19 protein-coding genes and 1 riboswitch are annotated in these 24,161 nt (G+C 46.2%); of the genes, 4 read left to right on the forward strand and 15 right to left on the reverse strand.

The genetic code is table 11. The annotated features are described in order from the left end of the window. Positions 1 to 24: 24 nt before the first annotated feature. The 5 genes from prfB to T491_RS0103730 form a co-directional block, all read right to left on the reverse strand. A complete protein-coding gene (gene prfB, locus T491_RS0103705; RefSeq protein ID WP_028902686.1) occupies positions 25 to 1,149 on the reverse strand; it encodes a peptide chain release factor 2 in 1,125 nt (374 codons plus the stop codon). A 3-nt stretch (positions 1,150 to 1,152) separates the two neighbouring features. Then, entirely contained in the window at positions 1,153 to 2,961 is a 1,809-nt protein-coding gene (locus T491_RS0103710) for a long-chain fatty acid--CoA ligase (protein ID WP_028902687.1), read from the reverse strand. Positions 2,962 to 3,037: 76 nt separating this feature from the next. Continuing rightward, on the reverse strand, positions 3,038 to 3,622 hold the full coding sequence (gene pnuC, locus T491_RS0103715) for a nicotinamide riboside transporter PnuC (RefSeq protein ID WP_028902688.1): 585 nt from the start codon (positions 3,620 to 3,622) through the stop codon (positions 3,038 to 3,040). Then, positions 3,622 to 5,973, reverse strand: a complete 2,352-nt coding sequence (locus T491_RS0103720) for a TonB-dependent receptor (protein ID WP_028902689.1) — start codon at positions 5,971 to 5,973, stop codon at positions 3,622 to 3,624. Before T491_RS0103720 ends, pnuC begins: the two co-directional genes overlap by 1 nt. 49 nt (positions 5,974 to 6,022) lie before the next feature. After that, positions 6,023 to 6,118: riboswitch (TPP riboswitch) on the reverse strand. Between the two features lie 162 nt (positions 6,119 to 6,280). Continuing rightward, positions 6,281 to 8,017, reverse strand: a complete 1,737-nt coding sequence (locus tag T491_RS0103730; RefSeq protein WP_028902691.1) for a Na/Pi cotransporter family protein — start codon at positions 8,015 to 8,017, stop codon at positions 6,281 to 6,283. Between the two features lie 124 nt (positions 8,018 to 8,141). Between T491_RS0103730 and T491_RS0103735 the strand changes: the two genes are divergently transcribed. Then, positions 8,142 to 9,803 (forward strand): nucleoside kinase, encoded by a 1,662-nt coding sequence (locus tag T491_RS0103735; RefSeq protein WP_028902692.1) that lies wholly within the window; start codon positions 8,142 to 8,144, stop codon positions 9,801 to 9,803. On the opposite strand, the gene polA is transcribed toward T491_RS0103735, so the two are convergent. After that, positions 9,804 to 12,569: a DNA polymerase I gene (gene polA, locus T491_RS0103740; protein ID WP_028902693.1), complete on the reverse strand. Its 2,766-nt coding sequence runs from the start codon at positions 12,567 to 12,569 to the stop codon at positions 9,804 to 9,806. It abuts the gene before it with no gap. An 88-nt stretch (positions 12,570 to 12,657) separates the two neighbouring features. On the opposite strand from polA, the gene T491_RS0103745 reads away from it, so the two are divergent. Then, a complete protein-coding gene (locus T491_RS0103745; RefSeq protein WP_028902694.1) occupies positions 12,658 to 13,632 on the forward strand; it encodes a polyprenyl synthetase family protein in 975 nt (324 codons plus the stop codon). A gap of 135 nt (positions 13,633 to 13,767) precedes the next feature. Here T491_RS0103745 and deoC read toward each other — a convergent pair whose 3' ends face one another. From deoC to T491_RS0103795, 8 genes are all read right to left on the reverse strand, one after another. Next, positions 13,768 to 14,703: a deoxyribose-phosphate aldolase gene (gene deoC, locus T491_RS0103750; protein WP_028902695.1), complete on the reverse strand. Its 936-nt coding sequence runs from the start codon at positions 14,701 to 14,703 to the stop codon at positions 13,768 to 13,770. A 29-nt stretch (positions 14,704 to 14,732) separates the two neighbouring features. After that, positions 14,733 to 15,059 (reverse strand): nucleotide pyrophosphohydrolase, encoded by a 327-nt coding sequence (locus T491_RS0103755; protein ID WP_028902696.1) that lies wholly within the window; start codon positions 15,057 to 15,059, stop codon positions 14,733 to 14,735. Next, entirely contained in the window at positions 15,056 to 15,349 is a 294-nt protein-coding gene (locus T491_RS0103760; RefSeq protein ID WP_028902697.1) for a hypothetical protein, read from the reverse strand. Before T491_RS0103760 ends, T491_RS0103755 begins: the two co-directional genes overlap by 4 nt. Before the next feature lie 512 nt (positions 15,350 to 15,861). Next, positions 15,862 to 16,314 (reverse strand): D-aminoacyl-tRNA deacylase, encoded by a 453-nt coding sequence (gene dtd, locus T491_RS0103775; RefSeq protein ID WP_028902700.1) that lies wholly within the window; start codon positions 16,312 to 16,314, stop codon positions 15,862 to 15,864. A gap of 340 nt (positions 16,315 to 16,654) precedes the next feature. Further along, a complete protein-coding gene (uvrC, locus tag T491_RS0103780) occupies positions 16,655 to 18,490 on the reverse strand; it encodes an excinuclease ABC subunit UvrC (protein WP_028902701.1) in 1,836 nt (611 codons plus the stop codon). 105 nt (positions 18,491 to 18,595) lie between these two features. After that, complete coding sequence (locus T491_RS0103785; RefSeq protein ID WP_028902702.1) at positions 18,596 to 19,123, reverse strand: adenine phosphoribosyltransferase; 528 nt, start codon at positions 19,121 to 19,123, stop codon at positions 18,596 to 18,598. A gap of 50 nt (positions 19,124 to 19,173) precedes the next feature. Then, entirely contained in the window at positions 19,174 to 21,093 is a 1,920-nt protein-coding gene (mnmG, locus tag T491_RS0103790) for a tRNA uridine-5-carboxymethylaminomethyl(34) synthesis enzyme MnmG (protein WP_028902703.1), read from the reverse strand. Further along, positions 21,090 to 21,491: a rhodanese-like domain-containing protein gene (locus T491_RS0103795; RefSeq protein ID WP_028902704.1), complete on the reverse strand. Its 402-nt coding sequence runs from the start codon at positions 21,489 to 21,491 to the stop codon at positions 21,090 to 21,092. Before T491_RS0103795 ends, mnmG begins: the two co-directional genes overlap by 4 nt. A gap of 81 nt (positions 21,492 to 21,572) precedes the next feature. Between T491_RS0103795 and T491_RS0103800 the strand changes: the two genes are divergently transcribed. After that, a complete protein-coding gene (locus T491_RS0103800) occupies positions 21,573 to 22,208 on the forward strand; it encodes a lactate utilization protein (protein WP_028902705.1) in 636 nt (211 codons plus the stop codon). 6 nt (positions 22,209 to 22,214) lie between these two features. Further along, positions 22,215 to 23,609: a nucleoside hydrolase-like domain-containing protein gene (locus T491_RS0103805; RefSeq protein WP_028902706.1), complete on the forward strand. Its 1,395-nt coding sequence runs from the start codon at positions 22,215 to 22,217 to the stop codon at positions 23,607 to 23,609. Here the strand turns inward: T491_RS0103805 and T491_RS0103810 are convergent. Next, entirely contained in the window at positions 23,590 to 24,150 is a 561-nt protein-coding gene (locus tag T491_RS0103810; protein ID WP_155950013.1) for a hypothetical protein, read from the reverse strand. The genes T491_RS0103805 and T491_RS0103810 overlap by 20 nt on opposite strands. Positions 24,151 to 24,161 lie beyond the last annotated feature (11 nt).

Here is a 24,161-nt window from a genome sequence, read left to right on the forward strand (position 1 = left end):
TTTAATGATTTTATTTGTTATTCGTTATTGTTCTTCGTCATTGACGGGGAATTCCATGAGATAAGCCTTGATAAATTCGTCAATCTTTCCGTCCATCACACCATCCACGTCTGTAGTCTGATAGTTGGTACGATGGTCTTTTACGCGGCGGTCATCAAACACGTAGCTACGTATCTGGCTACCCCACTCGATTTTCTTCTTGCCAGCCTCGATTTTTGCCTGGGCTTCCAAACGCTTCTTCATCGCACGATCGTAGAGCTGCGATTTAAGCAGTGTCATAGCGCGCTCCTTGTTCTTTGGCTGGTCGCGGGTTTCCGTATTCTCAATGAGGATTTCTTCTTCCTCACCAGTATCAGGATCGGTGTACCAATAGCGCAGGCGAACACCTGATTCTACCTTGTTTACATTCTGACCACCAGCACCACTGCTTCGGAAAGTATCCCATGAGAGTTTGGCAGGGTCAACATATACCTCGATGGTATCATCAACCAGAGGTGAAACGAAAACAGAAGCAAATGACGTCATACGCTTACCCTGAGCGTTGAATGGTGAAACACGTACCAAGCGGTGAACGCCGTTCTCGCTCTTCAGATAGCCGTAAGCATAATCGCCGCCTTCCAACTGCATGGTTACACTCTTAATGCCGGCTTCGTCACCGTCAAGCAGGTTCGAAATGGTTACCTTATAACCGTGTGCTTCAGCCCAGCGCATATACATTCGCATCAGCATCGAAGCCCAGTCCTGTGCCTCGGTACCACCAGCACCGCTGTTAATCTTCAGGACGGCCTCCATGGGGTCTTCCTTTTGTCGGAGCATATTCTTGAGCTCCAGGTCCTCGATAGCCTTGATGGCTTTGGCATAGGTGTCTTCAACCTCCTCCTCTGTAACCATCTCGTCTTTGAAGAAGTCGAAAGCTAATTGTAACTCATCGGCAAGGGTGCGAACCTCCTTGTAGCCGTCAAGCCATTTCTTGATGCCCTTTACTTTCTTCATCTGTTCTTCAGCACGCTTGCGATCTTCCCAAAAGTCAGGGGCCTGCGTACGAAGATCTTCCTCCTCGTATTCAATCTTTTTCTTGTCTATTTCCAAGTAGCGGTGCAGGGCATCCGCTCTCTCCAAAACATTTTTCAGCTGATCCTGAGTAATCATATTTTATTCTGCGTACATCGCGTCAATTTCCTTCTTGTAGTTTTCGTTCAGTACACGACGCTTGATTTTTAAAGTATTTGTAAGTTCGCCTTTCTCTATTGTGAAGTGATGAGGCAGCAGGGTGAAGCGCTTAATCTGCTCGTAGTGAGCAAGCGACTGCTGCAGCGTGTCGATACGCTCCTTCATCATCTCATTGATCTTTGGATTTTTGCAAAGCTGCTCTCTGTTCTCGAAAGGTATTTTGTTCTCGCGGGCATATTCCTCCAACAGGGCATATACGGGGATAATCAGAGCCGAAACAAACTTGCGCTGGTCGGCAATGATGGCAATCTGATCGATATACTTATCAACCAGCAACTTAGATTCAATCATCTGTGGGGCAATATACTTTCCGTTTGAAGTCTTGAAGAGGTCCTTAATACGCTCTTTCAGAAACAGCTCGCCATCCTTCAGATAGCCTGAGTCGCCTGTCTTAAAGTAACCATCTTCGGTAAAGGCAGCCTTGGTAAGATCCTCGCGATTGTAGTAGCCAGGGGTGATAGTTGGGCCTTTAAGCAGTACCTCACCCTCTTCGCTGATCTTAATGTCGATACCCTCGATGGGAATACCAACACCACCAACGGTGTATGGTTTGCCAAGGTGATTACAGCTAACGGTGGCCAGACTCTCTGTCAATCCGTAACCAACAATCATGTTAATGCCGATAGAGTGAACAAACTCCTCGACCTTAGGATTAACGGTAGCGCCTGCTGTTGGGAAGAAGTGAGCGTTCTCTAATCCAAGTTCCTTACGAACCAGCGAGAATACGGTTTTATTCAGGAACTCGTACTCCATATGCAGGAGCAATGGTGGGCGCTTGCCTTTAGAAACGTAGTCGATGTTATGTTTTTTGCCTACAGCTTCAGCGTGGCGGAACAGTTTGCGCTTGGGGGCGCTGGCTTTCTCAATCTGCTCCTGTACACCCATATATACCTTCTCCCAGAAACGGGGAACAGAGGACATACATGTGGGGTGTGTATCCTTCATCGACTGCTGAACCTCCTGAGGATAGGTGTTTACAATGAGTGTTGCGCCTTCTGTCAAACACAGAATCTTCCATCCCTTCTCGAAAATATGTGTGAATGGCAGGAAGTTAAGCACTCTGTCGTTCTCGCCAACGGGTACACACTTATCGTTGGCAATCATTGCGGCATTGTATTGTCCGCAGGTCAGGATAACACCCTTCGAATCGCCAGTTGTTCCGCTGGTATAGAGGATGTTGGCAATATCGTTCATCGAAGCCTGAGCTTGAAGCGACTCGACTTCGGTCTGACGAGGATAGTTCTCACCCAACTTCAGGAAATCGTCGAAATACATCGAACTGAGGTCGAGTGAGGAGATTTGTACGTTCTTATCGAATACGATGATACGCTCGAGTGTAGGACAAGTAGAGAAAATCCGACGTGCTTTGTCGTACTGCTCTTGTTCGCCTACAAAGAGGTAGCGTATTTTGGCATCGCTAATCATAAACTGGATCTGCTGCTCTGAGCTGGTAGCGTAGAAGGGTATGGTTACTGCACGAACTCCCCATGCACCAAAGTCGCAGAACAGATACTGTACAGAGTTTTGAGAGAAAACTCCCAGATTTTCCTGTACCTTTACACCCAGGTTGAGTAAGGCATTAGACACTTTTTTGACCATATCCGAGAACTGATTCCACGAATATGATTTCCATACTGACCCGCCGAAATCCTTGTAGATTAAAACCTCACGGTCGCCATACTTCTTGGCCTGGTCATGAATTAATCGCGATAAATGACTGTTCGTCTGCATAAGCATTTGAATTTGTAATTCGCTGCAAAAGTACGAAAAACGTGGCAGATAGCCAAATTATATGGCAAAAAACCGCTCAAATAGAGCGATTATCTATCATATTTTTCCATTTTTTGTAGCCAAAAATGGCAATTATAACGTATAAAGCGTATAGTCCGGCCTTGAAAGGAATGTCTTTGTAGAAATATAGAAAGCATGTTACAATGTCGACTATAATCCAAATGAACCACTGTTCCAAGTATTTATGTGCTAAGGCCCAGATACCTACGATGCTGAGGGCGGTAGTGAAACTGTCGGCCAGTGGAACGTTGCTATTGGTGTATGATACCAGTAGCCAGTAAATGGTGCCCCAGATGGCAAGAATAAGGGCCAGCCAGGGGATGATAAGCTTGCGAGGAAAATGGGTGATAGGGAGCGCTTTCTTCTCAGCCGAACCGTGTACCCATTTCAAGTATCCATACACGGTCATTGAAAGATAATAGAACTCCATGCCGCAATCGGCATAGAGTCCTTTCTGGTAGTATAGCACAATGCCTAAGGCCTGCATCAGAAATCCTACTAACCAAAGCCAGACACTGGCACGATACTCGAACAGGATATAGAGCAGTCCGAGTATCGTGGTTGTGATGTCGAGCCAGTGTGCTGATATAAATTCTGCCATTAGAATCGGAGTGTTACGTTACCCATCATTGTAAAGCCTGCCATAGGAATGAATCCAATCTGATAGTAGCGGTTCTCGTTGGGGTGACCGTATTCTTCAACGATGCTTGAATATACCCAACCATTGGCGGCATAACGGCGATTGAAGATATTGTTGAAGTTCAGGCCGAAGATGCACTCCTTGATGGCCTTGTTGGGCTTCCAGGTGTAGCTGATGTTAGCGTCAGAGGCAGAATAGCAAGGCAGCGAACGATCGGCATTCTCTGTGTTATCCAGATACTGACTACTGACGAAGTTGGTGTGCCATACAGCCTGGAAACCATTCCAATGCAGGTTTACAAAACCATTCAGGATGGTTGAGGGTGAGAAGGCGAGTGTAGAGTTGTCGTAGTGGATAGTGCGGAAGTCGTCTTCCCAGTTTACGCTGGCCACCTCATCGAAATCTTTAATCTTATTCTTGCTGAGTGCGGCATTACCCTCAATAGTGAGCCATGAGAAAGGATCAACAGCGGCCTGGATTTCGATACCCATGCGGTATGAATCCTTAATGTTTGTGGTCACCTTTTCGCCTATTTCTGTCTCCTGACCTGTCTGGACAAACTGGTTGTTGTAATCCATATAGTATCCGTTGATACCAAAGCGGAAAATGTCGCTATTGAAGGTGTAGCCCAACTCGTAGTCTAAAAGTCTCTCAGCCTTGGGGTAAGGGTAATTGAAGTTGTCTGTAAAGTTATTACGCTCAGGCTCGCGATGACTCAAGGCAACAGAACCATATACGCGATGATTGTTAAGATTCCATGAGAAACCAGCCTTTGGGTTCAGGAAATGGTAGCTCTCGTCGATGTTCAGCATCTGATTGTAGTATCCGCTGTTTTCTGCGTAGAACTTATCGTTCTTACCATTAGTTTCATACTGAACATAGCGATACTGCAGGTCGCCGAAGATATCCCACTGTTCGTTGATGTGGTAAGCTGCCTTTACAAAGGTGCTACCATCAAGCTTGGTGGCATCAGAATCGTAGTATTTGTAGTCGCCATTAGACATGTACTTCTTTCGTACATCATCGTTGGCAATATAGGTAACATAACCAAAGTGATTGCCGTCGAACTCCTGAAGCGACATGCCGCCGATAACATCCCATGCATCGTTCTTGTAGTTGGCATTCCAGATAAAGCCGTAGGTGTTCTGTGACAGACCTTTTTTGCGTACAAAGTTACTCTTCTTAACACCATCGTAGGTCATGCCAAACTTCTTCAGCTTATAGTTATAGCGGAATTCGTTGTAATAGCCGTAGCCGTGGGTGTAGTGCAGCGAACCTGTAATGCTCCAGTTGTCGTTGATGTCGTAAACGGCAGAAAGAATGTTGTGATTCTGCCAGAAGTTATCTGTGGTTTTGTCCCAAAAACTGCCATTGTTCATCTGATAGCGGGCTGTGGGATAGTTGCCGTTGGCATCTTTATCGTAGCTGGTCAGGTATTCATAGAGTGAGTTATACTTGCCAAGTCCTGCGTTCCACATGTCCTTATAAGTCTTGATACCAGAGTTGATACCATAGGTGCCATCCATTAGGCTCATATCGTTGTCACCTGCTGTTACGCCGTTCCAAGCCTGACCGGTTTTTTCAAAGTTTCCAATGTTCTTGTAACGAATCTGGAAGTTGCTTCCTATCCAAGTCAGTCCGCCATAGTAAGAACCGCTGCGGCCGCTGGTTCCGTGGATAAATCCATCAGTGTTTGTCTCGTGGTAAGCACCATCGAAAATCAGATGATTCCAAAGCAGACCTGTTGAGAACTTTCCACCTACATTAAAGGTGTTGAATGAACCATACGAAGCAGAAACCTCTCCCCCAGCCTTCTGGCTTGGAGTGGCTGATGCCAGAGCGATTGTTCCACCAAAAGCGCCATCGCCATTGGTTGATGTTCCAATGCCTCGCTGAATCTGAACAGAGCCCAATAGCGAGCCGTATGAGTTCATGTTGGCCCAGAAAACACACTGATCCTCAGGTGAATTCAAGGGAACGCCGTCCAGTGTTACGTTGATACGCGAATCGCCTGCACCGCGAATGCGCATATAAGTTGTACCTGTGCCCAGTCCGTTCTCGCTCCAGGCCAGTACACCTGGGGTCTGCGAAAAGAGGAAAGGCAGCTCCTTACCAGTCTTTGAGAATGCATTGAGTTCCTGTTTCTTGATGTTTGCTACAGCAAATGGTGCATTTTTCTGTGTCCTGACACCTTTTACTACAATTTCGTTCAGCGCTTCTACCTGTGTAGAATCGTAGAGGGCTGCTTTGCGCTGAGCATTTACGCTAACTGCACACACTAATGCAGCAATTCCTAAAAAAAATCTTTTCATACTGTAAAAGTATCACTAAATTAATAATGTTAAGGGGAAAATGTTTGTTGATATGGCCTACTATCCATCCCTACGCTGGCATAATCCAGATCAGGTTAGAGGGTGTCATCTCAGCCCACACAAGTGGGCACCCCTTGATAATTGGCTGCAAAGGTAATGATTTTTTTCTAGAATAGCCATACTTTTATGGTGGAAATTTGTTTTTGGGCTGTCTGCGACGAATAGTTTGAGGAAAGAAAACTGCCAGTTCCCTACCTGGAAACTGGCAGTTTCTGCCTTTGGAACCAATAGTTCCCCTGCTGGGAACCTAACGAAGTCCCATTCTTGCCTCTACGACATTAACTACATAGTCGCCCAGCTTCTCACACTCGTTAATCAGGTCCATATAAATGGTACCTACGGCGTAAGTGTACTCACGGTTGTTAACATCGTTGATGTTCTGTGACTTCAGCTGGTCGCGGAAGTTATTGATTTCGTGCTCGATATTGAATGTACGGTTCACATCGAATGACTCCTTACGGCCCATCATCAATCGGTTCATCTGCGAGAGCGACTGATCGGTGAGTTCCATCATCTGATGGATGTGGTCGTACTGCTTCTCGTTGAAGTGATCCTGCTTGCCATTGTACTTTCTGGAAATGGTGCGAGCCATATTGAAGCAGGCGTCGCCGATACTCTCTAACTCGCTGATTTCTCGTAACATAGCACGTATTTTAGCCTTTGAGTCGTCTGACAGGTGAGCATCACTCACGGAGTTCAGATAGTTGGCAATCTCAATCTCCATGTTATCGCTGATGCCTTCGTATTTCTCAATGCGGGTGTAGAGCTTGTTAAACTCAGAGTCGCGATTATCCTTCTTATTGCTTGAGCTTGACGAGAGCGTGAGCAGTTCGCGAACCATATTGAACATACGCTGCATACGATCGGAGAACGACTGGATTTCTTTCTGTGCCTCGAGTACCGAAAGCTCAGGGGTCTTCATGAAGCCGGCTGTAATAAAGTGCAAGCGGAAGTCTTCTTCCTCGTCAACCTTCTTTGGCTTGATAACCCAGCATACAAAGCGCTCAATCTGTGGGATAAACCAAATAAGAATAAAGGTGTTGGCCACATTAAAGCAGGTGTGGAAAGCTGCCAGCACAAAGCTCAGCTTAGCGGCATTGGCCAGGAATACGCTTGTAGCAACGGCATCTTTAGTCATGTTTACATCGTAGCCCACCATGCCGCAAACGGCATCGATGAACGGACGGAACACAAACAGAATCCAAACCACACCGAATACGTTGAAGAACATATGGGCGAGGGCGGCTCTACGGGCCTGAGTGTTGGCCGATAGGGCAGCGAGGTTTGAAGTAATGGTGGTTCCGATATTCTCACCCATAACCAATGCAATACCCTGATAGATAGGTAGAGCGCCGCTCGAACAGAGTATCATGGTGATAGCCATGACGGCTGCTGATGACTGCACGCAGAAGGTGAGCACACCGCCTAAGAACAGGAATATGAGGGTGGTGAAGAACGAGTCGGGGTCGAACGATGCAAAGAAGTCGAGTAGGGCCTGGTTCTCACCCAAGTGCATCTCTGTACCCGTCATTCTCAGAGTACCCAGTCCCATCAGCAGGAACGATAGTCCGAACAGGAAATCGCCAATATAGCGGTATCTCTTCAGATAGATAAGTATGATGCCCAGGAAGAATGCCGGATAAACGGCGCTGGTAATGTCGAACGACATACCTGCCGACATAATCCAAGCGGTGAGGGTGGTTCCGATGTTAGCGCCCATGATAACTGAGATGGCCTGAGCCAAGGTCAGCAGACCGGCATTAACAAACGAAACAGTCATCACAGTGGTGGCTGTTGATGACTGTACTGAGGCTGTAACAAGCATACCAGTAAGCATGCCAGTAAAGCGATTGGTTGTCATCGCTCCTAACACATGGCGTAACTGTGGTCCCGCCATCTTCTGCAATGCTTCACTCATCGACTTCATACCGAACATCAACAGCGCAAGCGAACCCAGAAGTTTAAAAATAATCCAGATTGACATAAAAAACGTATCTATATTTAGTAAACCGGGGACAAAGTTAAAAAAAAACTCTGAAATGTCGGTTAAAAATTCAGAAAAATGTTATCTTTGCAGGGTATTTTTACTTGAACAATAAATATTGCTTATGGAAAAAGAGGTAAAAGTCTACGTACTAAATAACAACAAAACGGTAGAAGTTCCAGTAGGCTCTACTGTTGAAGAGGTTTACGAATTGTCTGGTTTGCAGATAGAGCACGGACCCATTTCTGTTCATGTGAACAATAAGGTGGAGGGTATGCACTACCGCATATATAAGCAGAAGCAGGTAGAGTTTCTGGATATTACTTCTTCGAGTGGCTCACGCGCTTATACCCGTAGTTTGTTCTTTGTGCTCTGCAAGGCTGCTCACGAGCTTTTTAAGCCTTGTAAGGTTTCTATCGATATCCCTGTCAGCAACGGCTATTACGTGAATCTGAACATAGGTCGCCCTGTTACGCTCGATGATGCTGGTGCCATCCGTCGTCGTATGCAGGAGATTATCGATGCGGCAATGCCTATCCATCGTTACGAAACAACCACCCAGGAGGCCATAGAGCTTTTCGATAGTCTGCATAACCGCTCGAAGGTGAAGTTGCTGAAGAGTACTGGAAGATTGTTTACAACCTATTATGACATAGATGGTTACGTGGATTACTACTATGGCTCTCTGCTTACGAATACCAAACAAATTTACCTGTTTGGCGTGGAGAAATACTTCGATGGGTTGCTTTTAAGACTGCCTTCACGCGAGCATCCTAACGAGTTGGGTGAGATGACGCATCAGGACAAGATGTTTGGTATCTTCAAGGAGCATCATCAGTGGCAGGATATTCTGGGTCTGCGCACGATTGGCGATCTGAACGAGACCATTATGAACGGCCATTCGTCGGAGCTAATCCAGATTAGCGAAGCATTGCAGGAGAAGAAGATTGCTAAGATTGCTGATGAAATAGCTCAGCGTAAGGGTATCAAACTGGTGTTGATTGCCGGCCCTTCATCGTCAGGTAAGACTACTACCTGCAAGCGTCTCAGCGTTCAGCTGGCTGTGAATGGTATCCATCCTGTAGGCATCTCGCTGGATGATTATTTCTTGGATCGCGAGAAAACACCAAGAGACGAGAAGGGTGATTACGATTTTGAACATCTGCATGCCTTGAATCTGCCTTTGCTGAATGAGCAACTTGCAGCTCTGTTCAGGGGTGAGGAGGTAGAACTGCCTCGCTATAATTTCCAGAAAGGCTGCAGCGAGTGGAGTGGAAAGAAACTACAGCTGAAGGGTAATGAGGTGCTGGTAGTAGAGGGAATTCACGCTTTGAATCCGGAGTTGACTTCGGAGATTCCAAACGAACAGATTTTCCGTGTTTATGCTTCGGCGCTGACTACGATCCTGCTCGATAACCATAACTATATTCCAACGACAGATAACCGCTTGTTGCGTAGAATTATTCGTGACTTCAAGTATCGTGGCGTGAATGCTCAGGAGACTATTCGTCGTTGGCCAAGCGTAAGGGCAGGGGAGAACAAGTGGATATTTCCATTCCAGGAGAATGCCGATGCCATGTTTAATACCGCTATGCTGTTCGAGTTGGCTGTTATTAAGAGTCAGGCGGAGCCGCTGTTAGAGCAGGTTCCAGAAAATTCGAAGGAATATGCAGAGGCTTATCGCCTGCTGAAATTCCTTCGATATATCCGTCCCATTCCTGAGACTCAGATTCCACCCACATCGCTGCTGCGCGAGTTCCTTGGCGGATCGTCGTTCAATTACTGATTAGTGGGCTTCGAGCCAGTTCTGGCCAAAGCCGGAATCGGCCACTAAAGGCACACTTAAGTTCAGGGCATTCTGCATCTCTTCGAGCACGATGCCCTCTACTTTTTCTTTCTCCTCTGGGTAGACAGAGAAGTTTAATTCGTCGTGTACCTGCAGAATCATCTTTGAGCGTATGCCTTCGGCCTTAAATCGATTGAAAATGCGAATCATGGCCACCTTAATAATATCAGCGGCTGTGCCCTGGATAGGAGCGTTGATGGCATTTCGCTCAGCAAATCCGCGAACGGTTGCGTTATGCGAGTTGATATCTGGCAGATAGCGGCGACGACCGAATAGGGTAGTGACGTAACCCCTCTCGCGAGCCACTTCTTTGGATTTTTCCATATAATCGTGCACCTGCGGGAAGGTTGCGAAGTAGCCGTCAATCAGCATTTTGGCCTCGTCGCGAGGGATATCCAAACGCTCTGCCAGACCAAATACGGTGATGCCGTAGATGATGCCGAAGTTGGCGCGTTTCGATTTGGTGCGCTCGTCGCGCGTCACCTCTTCGATGGGCTTCTTGTAGATGTTGGCAGCTGTTGCAGCGTGCAAATCCTTACCTTCGCTGAACACTTTTATCATCTCTGCATCCTGCGAAAGATGCGCCATCACTCGTAGCTCAATCTGACTATAGTCTGCTGAAAAGAACAGACATCCAGGCTCGGGTATAAACGCCTTGCGGATCTCCTTGCCATCCTCGCCTCGGATGGGGATATTTTGCAGGTTTGGGTCGCTGCTTGACAGGCGACCTGTGGCTGTGATGGTTTGGTTGAACGAGGTGTGGATATGGCCTGTCTTGGGGTTGATCAGCTTGGGAAGCGCATCGATATAGGTGCCGATTAGCTTCTTTAAACCTCTGTGTTCCAGTATGTCGGCAACGATCTCATGTTTGTTGCGCAGTTGCTGAAGCACCTCTTCAGAGGTGACATATTGTCCTGTCTTAGTTTTCTTCGCTTTCTCTACTATCTTGAGTTTATCGAAGAGTATCTCGCCAACCTGCTTGGGTGAGGCAATATTGAACTGCTCGCCTGCCAACTCGTAGATGCGTGCCTCTATTTCGTTCATGCGGTTGGTGAATTGTTTTGACGTTTCTGCAAGGGATGCCGTATCCAGGCAAACACCGTTCATCTCCATCTCTGCCAATACGGGCATCAGTGGCATTTCTATTTGATAGAACAGGTCTTCGCACTCTGCTTTTTTCAACTCTGGTTCGAGTTTGTTCTTCAGGCGGAGTGTGATGTCTGCATCTTCGGCAGCATACTCGTACACCTGTGAGGGTGGGAGAGCGCGCATCGATTTCTGATTCTTGCCTTTGGGGGCGATGAGCTCATCGATGTGGATGGTTTGATAGTTGAGATATATCTCGGCCATGTAGTCCATGTTATGATGCAACTCTGGTTGGATGAGGTAGTGGGCAATCATGGTGTCCCACATCTGACCGGCGAGATGGATGTCGTAGTTGCGAAGCACTTCCAGGTCGTACTTCAGATTTTGACCAATCTTTAGAATGTCGGGGTTCTCATAGACTGGTTTAAAGATATTAACAATTTGCAACGCTTCTTCACGATTAGCTGGAACGGGCACGTAAAAGGCCTCGAATTCCTTCACGGCGAAGCTCAAACCAACCAATTCTGCATCGATGGCGCTGGTTGAAGTGGTCTCCGTGTCTAGACTGAGAATTTTGTTTGTCAAGAAATAATCACAAAGTTTCTTCAAATCTTCCTGATTATCAACGAGTTTGTAATTGTGAGGCGTGGTTTTTACCGTCTCAAAACTTGTGTTTTCTGGTTCTTCTTGCCCGTTAGTCGCAAATTCGGCAAAGAGATCGAGCTGCTGATTTACGACTTTTTGCGGTTTTTGACTTTTTTTAAGAACTCTGTCGGCAAAGCTCTTCATCTCCAGTTCTGTGAGCAGTTTACCTAATTCGTCCTCGTTTGGTTCTACGAGTTTCAGATTTTCCATATCGAGCTCGATGGGCACATCAGTCTTGATGGTTGCCAGGAAGTAACTCATCTTGATGTCCTCCACATGTTCTTCCACTTTCTCGCGAAGCTTGCCTTTGATTTCTGACGAGCGGGCCAATAGCTGTTCAATACTTCCGAATTCATCGATCAGTTTGGCGGCTGTCTTTTCTCCCACGCCAGGGCAGCCTGGGAAGTTGTCGGCCGAGTCGCCCATCAAGGCCAGCAAGTCAATGACGGCCATGGGGGAGGGGATATTGTATTTCTCGCATACCTCCTTGGGGCCCAATGTTTCATAGCCACCTCCGTGTCGGGGACGATAGATGAAAACATTGTCGCGAACCAACTGTCCGTAGTCCTTATCGGGTGTGAGCATATAGGTTTCTACACCGATGGAACCTGCTTTTCCTGCTATGGTTCCGATGACGTCATCAGCCTCGAAGCCATCCACTTGCAGGATGGGAATGCGATATGCTTTCAGCAAATCTTTGATAATAGGAACGGCTTTGCGGATATCCTCGGGCGTTTCTTCACGCTGGGCTTTATAGGCAGGAAAGGCTTCGCTGCGGAACGTTGGTCCATGAGGGTCGAAGGCCACACCGATGTGGGTTGGCTTCTCTTTGGTGAGCACCTCGTTGAGAGTGTTCAGAAAGCCCATTATGGCGCTTGTGTTCAGGCCTTTCGAGTTGATTCTGGGATTTTTGATGAACGCATAATAGCTGCGATAAATGAGCGCATAAGCGTCTAAAAGGAACAATTTCTGCATAACTTTCTTAATTTTCGCCTCAAAAGTACCAAAATATTTTCGAATTTCAACATTATTTCTTATTTTTGTGCCAAAATTTTAGCTTATTATGGATTATTTGTCGACAATAAGGAAGCCCATCGATGCGGAAATGAACAACTTTGTGGAGCTGTTCAAGCAGTGTTTGTCGCAGGGCGATGGGATGTTGGAATCAGTACTTTCGCATATTCGTCAGCGAGGTGGAAAGCGTATGCGTCCCATGCTGATTCTGCTGACTGCCAAGAACTATGGTGGGGTAGAGGAGGTTACACAGAATGCAGCTCTCGGACTTGAGTTGCTACATACCGCCAGTTTGGTGCATGACGATGTGGTAGATGAGAGTTCTGAACGTCGTGGCCAGCCATCGGTGAATGCCTCTTATAATAATAAGGTGGCTGTTCTGGTGGGCGATTATATTCTTTCTACCGCTCTGCTTCGTGTAGCTCTGTCGAATAATCATGAAATCGTACAAGAGTTGGCGGAACTTGGTCGCACCTTAGCTGCTGGTGAAATCTTACAGCTCTCGAATATTTCTAATCAGGAAATTTCGGAAGATGTTTATTATCAGGTGATTGACAAGAAGACTGCCGTGCTTTTCGAGGCGTGCTGTAAGTTGGGTGCTATTTCTGTTGGTGCCTCGCGCGAGCAGATAGAAAAGGCTGCAAAATTCGGACATAACATAGGCATGATTTTCCAGATTCGTGATGATATTTTCGATTATTTTGATTCGAAGGAAATAGGTAAGCCTACTGGTAACGATATGCTAGAAGGTAAGCTGACGCTGCCTATCATTTATTCGCTTATGCATTATGATTCGCCTGCCATGATGACCCTCGCCAAGAAGGTAAAAGCTGGTACCATCAATGCTGATGAAATAGCCGTTTTGATTGAGTTTGCCAAGCAGAACGGGGGTATTGCTTATGCAGAAAAGAAGATGGCTGACTTTGCGAAGGAGGCACAGTTGTTTATCGATGAGTGTGTGACTGCTGAACTGAAAGAGGCCTTTACGGCTTATCTGGAATACGTGGCACAGCGAAATAGTTAGTCTGATTTCGCATCAGTACATATATAAAAGGACTCCAGTACTTGCATTGAAGTACTGGAGTCTTCTTGTTAAAGTACTGGAGTACAGTAGTTAAAGGACTACAGTCCTCTTACGGGAGGACTGAGCCTATCTCAGTTAGAAGAATTTCACTTCTTCGCCGATAACCTCGCTCAGCAGCAGGTTTGCCAGGCGCGATGTGCCCATGCGGAACATCTGGTTGGTGAGCCATTTTTCGCCCAGAACCTCTTTTACGATGGTGTAGTATATCAGTGCGTCCATCACGCTGTTAAGGCCTCCAGCGGGCTTAAAACCAATCATAATGCCCGTTTCGTCGTAGTACTCCTTGATAGCCTGACACATAACGTAGGCAGCCTCGGGAGTAGCAGCTGGTTCCAGCTTACCTGTTGAGGTCTTGATATAATCGGCGCCAGCGTACATGGCGAGGATCGAAGCGGTCTTGATGTTCTGTGCAGTCTTCAGGCAACCAGTCTCCAGAATCACCTTCAGTTTGGCATCGCCGCAAGCCTCTTTGATCTGCTGAATCTCATCGATACAGGTCTCATAATCGCCTGAGAGGAAGGCACCTACTGAGAGTACCATATCTATCTCTGTAGCACCATCTTTTACGGCCAGGCCTGTCTCGATGGTCTTCACCTCGATAAGCGCCTGTGAAGAGGGAAATGAGCCTGATACGCAAGCTACTTCTACGCCCTCGATTTCAAGTGTCTCAGAGACGACCTTTGCAAAGCGTGGATATACGCAGATGGTAGCTACGTGGGGTAGGTGAGGGTATTGCTCCTCGAACTGGTTTACGCGCTCTGTAAAGGCCAGTACGCTTTCGTCGCTATCGGTGGTTTTCAGGGTGGTGAGTTCCACGCTACCCATCAGGAATTTCTTTACCTCCAGGGTATCGTTTTCGGCTACTTTCTCGGCAATGATTGTCTTCACTGCTTCCTTCACTTCCTCGTCGGTAATGTCGAGGTTGTACTTACTCAGAGCCTCTTCCATGCGGCTCTTCTGAGGCATCTCAAAGTGGTGGTGATGCTCATGCTCGTGCTTGTGTTCTGCCATAATTGCTTGTTGTTATATTGTTAAAACTGTTATGCTTTTAATTTCTCGTTGTGGATGTGGCGAAGTGAGTCGCGCTGGGTCTTTTTCTCGATGGATTTCTGCAGTTCTTCTGTCAGATTTACGCCTGTCTGATTAGCCAGGCAGAGTAGTACCCAGAGGATATCGGCCATCTCTTCGCCAAGGTTGTCTTTCTCGCCAGGCTTAAAGCTCTGATCGCCGTACTTGCGTGCCATCACACGGGCCAGTTCGCCTACTTCTTCAGTCAGAACTGCCATATTCGTCAGTTCCGAAAAGTAGCGTACGCCATATTCTTTTATCCAGCGGTCAACCTCCTCTTGTGCTTCTTTTATTGTCATTTTATGATGTATTGAATCTTTTCTAATAGTAACAACATCGGTAAACAAGCGAGATAGATTATTATAGCAATCCATCCCTCTAGTCCTTGAAGTTTTCTAGTTTCATATCCTCCATAAACTATTAAAGCTGTTATGAATGGTATAGCAATGATCGTTAGATGAAATAAGGTTAAAATATAGGTCACTAGTAGGCATCCCGAGATGAATAGAATAAATCTTTTCATTCGTTCGCTGGCAATATCCGACCATTCTTCCTTTATTTCTTTTGTAAGCCACTTCAATGCTCTCATTTGTGAAATATCATTTGGGTGATTAGTATGAAAATGCAAATCAGTAGTATCACGATATACTGCTTGTTATCGCGCTCGTATTCCTTCCAATTGAAGGCTTTGTATATTACTACAAATATGAATAATAACACGCCAACAGCGCATGGCCACATACCCACCTGATTGCCTTTTATCCAAGCCAGCACTACACCGATAATGCAGAGAATGGCGCTTGAGAGTTGAATTTCTCTGAGATATTTTTTCATTAGAGATACATTATTGATATGAAGACAATGACTGCTATAAATATGATGAGCCCAATGTTTTCGCCTAAGTTTTTCTTGAAATGCGCGAATTGGTAGATAATCTTGGGTATAGTTAGTATGAATCCTGTAAGCAGGATATACGATAGGGTAGTGCTCTGGTTTGAACTATGGATTGTGCCATACCTCACAAAGCATGTTATGAAGTAGATTGCATAGAGAATTAGTCCGATGTTATTGAGTTTTTCTACTATTGTATTCTTATCCATTTTATTCTTTGTTTTTTGTGTCCATACATATGGTTACGGGACCATCGTTCAGCAGTTCTACTTTCATATCGGCGCCGAATTCGCCTGTGGCTACCTGCTTGCCGATGGCCTCTGACAGCTGTGCGCAGAAGGCCTGGTAGAGTGGGATAGAGTGCTCGTGAGAGCCTGCACGGAACCATGAGGGACGATTGCCCTTTTTGTAGCTTGCGTACAGTGTGAACTGGCTGACTACCAGGCAGTTGCCGTCAATATCGAGTATTGAGCGGTTCATCACATCGTTCTCATCGCCAAACACGCGCAGATTGGCTATTTTCTTTACTAACCAATCCACATCTTCCATTGAGTCTTCATCGCAAATTCCCAACAGAATCAGGTATCCCTGGTCTATCTTGCCATGAATACTTCCCTCGATGGTAACGCTGGCGTGGGTAACGCGTTGTATAACTGCTCTCATTATTTAATTTGTTATTTTGCCGCAAAGATACGACATTTAGCTGAATTATGCAAATTAATTATGATTTGTTTTCGATGCTAGCGTTGCAATGTTGCCGTTGCAACGTTGCATGAAGGAGTATAATAGTTATTTTATAGTATTTCTATTTATCATAATCCGGTAATATATATCGGATATCCTTTCTTTGTTGGGTAGGATAGTCCTTATTGCAACGTTGCAACGGCAACGCTGCAACGTTTTGCAAGTGTTATGTTTAGCTGTGGCAAATGCCGCATTTAGTGCTAACAAATATTCCCACGTAGGGAAAATTTTGTTCCCTCACTGGGAAAATATATTTCGGTCACTTGCCGGCTTTTTGTTGGAAGTGCTCAAATACTATTTTGGCTTTCGCATGACCTATTATATCTGTTAGGGTAGATAGTTCTGCCTCGCGTATCTTTTTAACCGTTTTGAGGGCATTTAGAAGCTCGTCACGCGTTTTTGGGCCTATGCCCTTGATATCATCCAGCTCGGAGTGTAAAGCGCGCTTAGAACGCTTGTCTCGATGGAAAGTGATAGCAAAGCGATGCACCTCGTCCTGTATCTGCGTGAGTACATGGAATAGTTCTGATTCTACCTTCAGCGCAATCTTCATGGGTGGGAATCCATAAAGCAGCTCGTTGGTACGGTGGCGATCGTCTTTAGCCAGTCCGGCGATGGGAATGTCCAGGTTCAGTTCGTCCTGAATCACCTCGCGAATCACCTCCATTTGGCCCTTGCCACCATCGGCAATAATCAGGTCGGGTAGGGGCTGTTCTTCTTCTATCAATCGCGAATAACGGCGATGCACTACCTCCTTCATCGATGCATAGTCATCAGGCCCTACTACGGTCTTGATGTTATATCGCTTATAATCGCTTTTTGAGGGTTTCATTTTCTTAAAAACGATACAGGCTGCTACGGCATCAGTGCCTGATATGTTTGAGTTGTCGAAGCATTCAATCTGGTAGGGTAGTGAAGGTAGGTGAAGCTTGTCCTGAAGCTCTTTCATCAGTCGTGTTTGTTTCTGTTCAGGATTCAGTTTCTCGGCCTGCTTCAGGCGGTCGAATTTGTATTCCTTGCAGTTCATAATCGACAGGTCGAGTAGCGTCTTTTTATCGCCTAATTTGGGTACAGTAAACTTAACGCCTTCGAGTTCTACATCCACCTCTTTTTGCACGATGATCTCCTTCGAATCGCTCTTGAATCTTTCTCTGATTTCTACGATACCTAACTGCAGTAGTTCTTCGTCAGTTTCGTTCAGCTTCTTTTTGTATTCGATAGTAAAGCTCTGGTTAATGCTACCGTTTGATACATGAATGTAGTTGATAAAAGCCATTTTTTCGTCGGATGTGATAGAGAAAACGTCCACCTTATCGATGGTTTGGCTTACTACCTGACTCTTGCTTACAAAGCCGTCGAGGGCTAAGTATTTGCGTTTAACCTCTTCAGCTTCTTCGAATCTGAGTTCTTCGGATAGTCTCAGCATGTCGTCCTTGAGATCTCTCAGAACTTCGCGCGTATTTCCCTTTAATATTTCGCGGGCTTGTGCTATATTCTTCTGGTAGTCCTCGTAGCTCTGTTTGCCTACGCACGGACCCTGGCATTTTTTGATATGGTAGTCTAAGCAGACACGGTATTTGCCGCTCTCAACACCCTCTTTTGTGATAGGTTGGCGGCAGGTTCGCGGCTGATACAGCTCTTTGATCAGATTCAGAACGTCGTACATGGCACTTACCTTGGCATACGGGCCATAATACGATCCCCATTTCTTGTTGATAGTGCGTGTCTTGAAGATACGAGGGAAGAATTCGTTGGTGATACAGATAGAAGGATAGGTTTTTCCGTCCTTCAGCAGTACGTTGTATCGGGGATTGTATTTTTTGATGAGCGAATTCTCCAAGAGTAGGGCATCTTCTTCGGTATTTACGACGGTATAGCTGATATCGAAGATTTTGCTGACGAGCACTTTTGTTTTAAAACGATCTACTTCGGTATGGAAATAACTCGAAACTCTGTTTTTTAAACTTTTTGCTTTTCCTACGTAGATGATAGTATGCTCCTCGTCATAGAACTGATAGCTGCCAGGTTTGTCAGGCAACCTACGTACGATACCCTTTAGATATTCAAGTCGCTTTTCGTTTTCTCCCTTCGTCATCTGTTATACGCGTTTTGTTTTGTGTACCCTTTTTAATTTATCAGTCCCGCGAACCCTTAGTGTTTAAAGGAGTTTCGCGGGACTGTGTTTCACGTGGAACAATTGTTAGATGGTGAGTAACGTTGTCAGGTCTATGCCTTCAAACTCGTCTCTACCATGTAGTCCCTCGTCTGTAATCTCTATAATAAAATTGATGAATACCTTCTTGGGGTGGAAGTGCTGGACAAGTTTATAAGCAGCCTTGGCAGTTCCGCCTGTTGCCAACAAATCGTCGTGGATGAGAACGACGTCATCGGGCTCGATAGAATCGATGTGCATCTCGATGGTGTCAACACCATACTCTTTCGTGAACGATTCTTTAATAACTGTAGCAGGCAGCTTTCCTGGTTTTCTTGCCATCACAAAGCCGCAACCTAATCGGGCTGCCAGTGCAGCACCAAGGATGAAACCGCGACTTTCGATACCAACAATCTTGGTGATACCTTTGTCTTTGTAGAGTTCTACCAATTCGTCCATCATGATTTTCATGCACTCTGCATTTTTGTAGAGCGTAGTCACATCCCTGAAGTTAATGCCCTTCTTGGGGAAATCTGGTATGCAACGCAGATTGTCAATCAATGTTTTGTTGTTCATAATCAGTAAGTTGTGCTTATTTGTTCAAATTAATTGTTTCACGTGGAACATTATCTTCCCATCAGGACCAGAAGGACGTTGATGTCGCTGGGGCTAACGCCTGGTATGCGGCTGGCCTGCGCCAATGTCTCTGGCTGAATCTTCTGTAGCTTTTGACGGCATTCAGTCGATAAACCTTGCAGTTCTTCGTAATTAAACTTGCCTTTAATTCGGATATTCTCTAATCGATGCATCTTATCGGCAACCAATCGCTCGCGATCGATATAGCCTTTATATTTCATTCTGATTTCTGCGGCTTCTGCAATCTCCTCCTGACGATTAGATGGGTGGTTTAATACCTCTTTAAGCGATGGAATAACTTCCGAGAGATTTTTTAGATTTAGTTGTGGCCGGTTTACCAAATCAATTAGTTTGCAGCCAAACTGGAGTGGGGTAGTGCCAAGTGCTTCAAGTGCAGAATTAATCAGGCGAGGTTTGATAGCGAAATTCTTGCAGAAACTTTCGATTTCTTCGATGGCCTGTTTCTTTTCCATCCACCAGTCGTAGCGCTCCTTCTTGGCAATTCCAAGTTGATAAGCCTTCTCGGTGAGTCGGGCATCAGCATCATCCTGTCGTAGCAGAATACGATACTCTGCTCTTGAGGTGAACATGCGGTAAGGCTCGTCGACACCTTTCGTTACCAAATCGTCGATTAATACACCAATATAGGCTTCGTCGCGGTGTAGAATGAATTGTCTGTTGGCAGAGTCAGTATCGCTACCAGCACAGCCGGCTTTGAGAGCAGCATTGATGCCTGCAAGGATTCCCTGGCCGCCAGCTTCTTCGTAGCCGGTAGTTCCGTTCACTTGTCCTGCCATAAACAGACCATCGACAATCTTCGATTCTAACGAATGGTTTAGTTGGGTAGGATCGAAGAAGTCATATTCGATGGCGTAGCCTGGACGATATACTTTGATGTCTCTGAAGGCGGGTATCTTCTTCAGTGCCTCTATCTGTACATCCATCGGCAGCGACGACGAAAAACCATTCAGATACATCTCGTTGGTATCCTCGCCTTCTGGCTCCAGGAATAATGGGTGCTTATCGCGGTCGGGGAAGGTAACAAGCTTTGTCTCGATCGAAGGACAATAACGCGGTCCTATCGATTGAATCTGACCGTTGTATAGCGGTGAATCCGCTAATCCGCTCTTCAGAATCTCATGTACTTCGGCGTTGGTATTAACTGTCCAGCATGGTAATTGCTTCAGCGCTCCACCTTTATTCATATAGCTGAACTGATAGGGGCGTGCTTCGCCTGGCTGTTCCTCAAGCTCTCCGAAGTGTACAGAGCGTTTGTCGATACGAACGGGCGTACCAGTTTTCATGCGTGCAGCAACAACACCGTGCTGAGTAATGCTTTCTGTGAAATGGGGTACAGCAGGTTCTGCAATACGACCTCCTGCCACCATTTTCCGGCCGATGTGCATCAAGCCATTCAGGAAAGTACCTGCGGTTACAACAATCGAATTGGCATAGATTTCAGTACCCCAGATGGTTCGAACGCCTATGGCACGTACTGAGGCGCTGTGGGAGCCTGGAATGGGCTCTATTATCAACTCGTCGGCTTGGTCCTGCCATACATCCAGATTTTCCGTTTCATCGATGCGTTTTCGCCATTCCCAGATAAACTTGCCTCTGTCGCATTGAGCGCGAGGACTCCAAACGGCCGGACCTTTACCTACGTTTAACATGCGGAACTGGATAGAAGTGGCATCTGTTACCAATCCCATCTGACCTCCTAATGCATCTATCTCCCTGACTATCTGGCCTTTAGCTATTCCGCCTATGGCTGGATTGCACGACATTTGTGCAATTTTGTTCATATCCATCGTCACCAAACAAGTCTTTGCGCCCATGTTGGCCGAGGCGCAAGCTGCCTCGCAACCAGCATGACCGCCACCAATGACGATGACATCATACTTTAATATCACTTTACTGTCTCCTTTCCTGCTTCCTTCCATGCTGTAATACCGCCCTCAAGGTTGAATACCATGTACCCTTCGGCAGCCAGCTTTCCTGCAGCCATAGCGCTGCGATGACCTGTGCGGCAATATACCATAACTGTCTTCTCCTTTGGTAGCAGCTCCTTTGCTTTCTTCATGAAAGTAAGGCTGTCTTTTACATCAATATTGATGGCTCCTTTCAAGTGACTCTCCTTGTATTCTGCTGGTGTGCGGACGTCAACCAGCACACAATCGTCACCGCTGTTTTCGAGAGTGTGATGAAATCCATCTACTTCGATTGTCATAAACTGATCGTTACTGCCACTCTGTGCTCTGCTTACCGTAACTGCGGCTGCGAGCAGCATCATTAAAAACAGTTTCTTCATATTTTTCCTTTTTTTATTATTACGGTTGCAAAGATACGAATTTTTTTGTATTTTTGCACCGATTATTAATAAAAAAGTGATATGACTCCCAAAGAACTTAGAAACGAACGGCTGGCAGAGCGTCTGATAAAGAATCTGAATCGTCGCCATATGGAGGCTTTCTATTGTCCTACAGCCATTGAAGCAGTAAACAAAGTATCTGAGCTGATTGCCGATGGAAGCAGTGTAACCTGGGGTGGTTCGATGACTATTCGTGACATGGGCATCCCTCAGGCGTTGAAGAGTCGTGGAACCCTCGATGTGTTGGATCGCGATGAGGCGGCCGACTTTGAGGCGGCTGCGAGGATTTACGAGCGTGCCTTCACGGCTGATTTCTATCTCTCAAGTGCCAATGCTATCAGTGAGGATGGTGTTATTGTGAATATCGATGGCAATGGAAACCGTGTGGCAGCTATCACATGGGGCCCAAAGAAGGTGATTTTTATTATAGGTCTGAATAAAGTGACGCAAACGGTCGAGGCTGCTTTGGCACGTGCTCGTTCAACTGCGGCGCCCATTAATGCAGCCCGATTTGATGTTAAGACACCTTGTCAGGTAGATGGCGTTTGTCATAATTGTAACTCGCCTGAGAGCATTTGCAATTATGTGCATTTCCTGAGGAATTCACCACGTGGCAGGCATGTGGTGGTGCTGGTTGGTGAGGATTTCGGATTTTAGATACACATGAGGAAGAGCCTGTTGGTATTGCTGCTTTTTTGCTGGGTGGCTGGATGGGCAGCAGAAAAGAACCTGAAGCCACGATTGGTGGTATGTACAGACATTGCTCCGGCAGATGTGGAACCTGACGATATGGAATCGATGGTTAGGTTGATGTCCTATGCCGATCTTTTTGAAATCGAGGCGTTGATAACCTCGGTGGGATGGAACTGTGATCCTTATCCCAAGGAGTGGGCTCAATACCTGCAACGCGTCATCGATGCCTATAGTAAGGATGTGCCAAAGTTGATGAAACGTTCTAATCAGAAGGCGTTCTTGTCTATTGAAAAGGAAGAAAAGCGTCAATCCATCGGCTATTGGCCCAGTGCCGACTATCTGAGAAACCGTGCTGTAATGGGTAGCGAACGAGGGGGTATCGGGGTGATTGGCGAGGGGAATGACTCACCAGGAAGCGAGCTCCTGATCCGCTTGGCAGATGAAGATGACCCACGCCCCATCTATGTAGCTGCCTGGGGTGGCGCTAACACGCTGGCTCAAGCCATTTGGCGAGTGAAACAAACCCGAAGTCGGGAAGACCTGAAGCGATTCGTACGTAAGTTCCGCATCTATACCATTACCGACCAGGATATGCAGTATAGCATGAGGATGAATCGTGCTTATAGCTCCCATATGTGGCTCAGACAGGAATTCAAGGATGATCTGCAGTTTGTTTGGGACGAAGGCACTTGGCAGGAACAATGCGAACTTGGCAAGCGCAACTGGCAGTTGCACAAAGAGCATATTCAGCAGAAAGGCGCACTTGGTAGCGAATATCCTACGTACAAATGGGGTGTAGAAGGCGATACCCCAAGTTTCCTTTATGTTATGCCTCATGGACTATCTGATCCGGAAGACCCGCATCAGGCTGGTTGGGCTGGCTATCATGTGCGAGGTCTTTGTGCTGATTCGCTTACGATAGCCTGGACCAGTTGGCAAGAACCTGTCCGTAGTATATCCGTTGATTATAAAAAACGTTTCTATCCCGATGAAATCAACGATTTTATGGCTCGTATGCAGTGGGCAGATAGAGGTCAAGGCAATCATAATCCACAAGTTGTAGTGAATCATAGCAAAGGCTCAACGCCAATTGTGATTCATGCGAAAGCTGGAGAAAAGGTACGGTTTGATGCCTCAAAGTCGAGTGACCCTGATGGGGATAGCCTTTCTTTCTTGTGGTGGCAGCAGTCTGAGATAGGCAAAACAAAAGTGACTATCGACCACGCTAAGCAGTCGATAGCCACGGTATGCATTCCTGAAGATGCGTTAGGCGATACTATTCATGTTATTTGTGAAGTGCACGACGATGGTCTCTTCCATCTTGTTGCCTATCGTCGGGTAATCATTACTGTTGATCGGCTGTGATCTCCTCTATTGTGTCGATAATCTTCTGGTATTGTTGCTGGGTCTTGGAATGCATGCTGAATCCGAGGAAAGTGCCAAGCGCTGCTCCGCAGATGGTGCCAATCATCATATAGTGTGCAGCCTCTGAGCCCTGTTGGTATAACTCCCAGGTAAACCAAGCCAACCAGATGATAGCGGCGGGTATGCCAAAGTAGAGCCAATTGACATCGAACTTCTTGGCATTGGCCATCTTTTGACTTACTTCAACCAGATTGCTACTCATCATATGAGGATTTCTGACATTCAGCCAGTTGTACATTGTTGCGCCAAAGCATGTGAGCATCAGGATGCTGGTGCCAATCCAGAAGGTGAGTGGAAGAGCCATATTTGAGATAAACACCAGGTATGTATACGGAATCATCACTATACACAGAGCCATGACGAGACGGTAACGGCGGCTGATCTTATCTGCAGTCCTGTTCATAGACTGACGGATGAAACGGTCGTTAACAATAGCCTGCTTTTCCAACTTGTTCTTTAGCGTGTTCATTTGTTTACGCATATTTTCTAATT

Source organism: Prevotella sp. P6B4 (assembly GCF_000619985.1).
Classification (GTDB): Bacteria; Bacteroidota; Bacteroidia; order Bacteroidales; family Bacteroidaceae; genus Prevotella.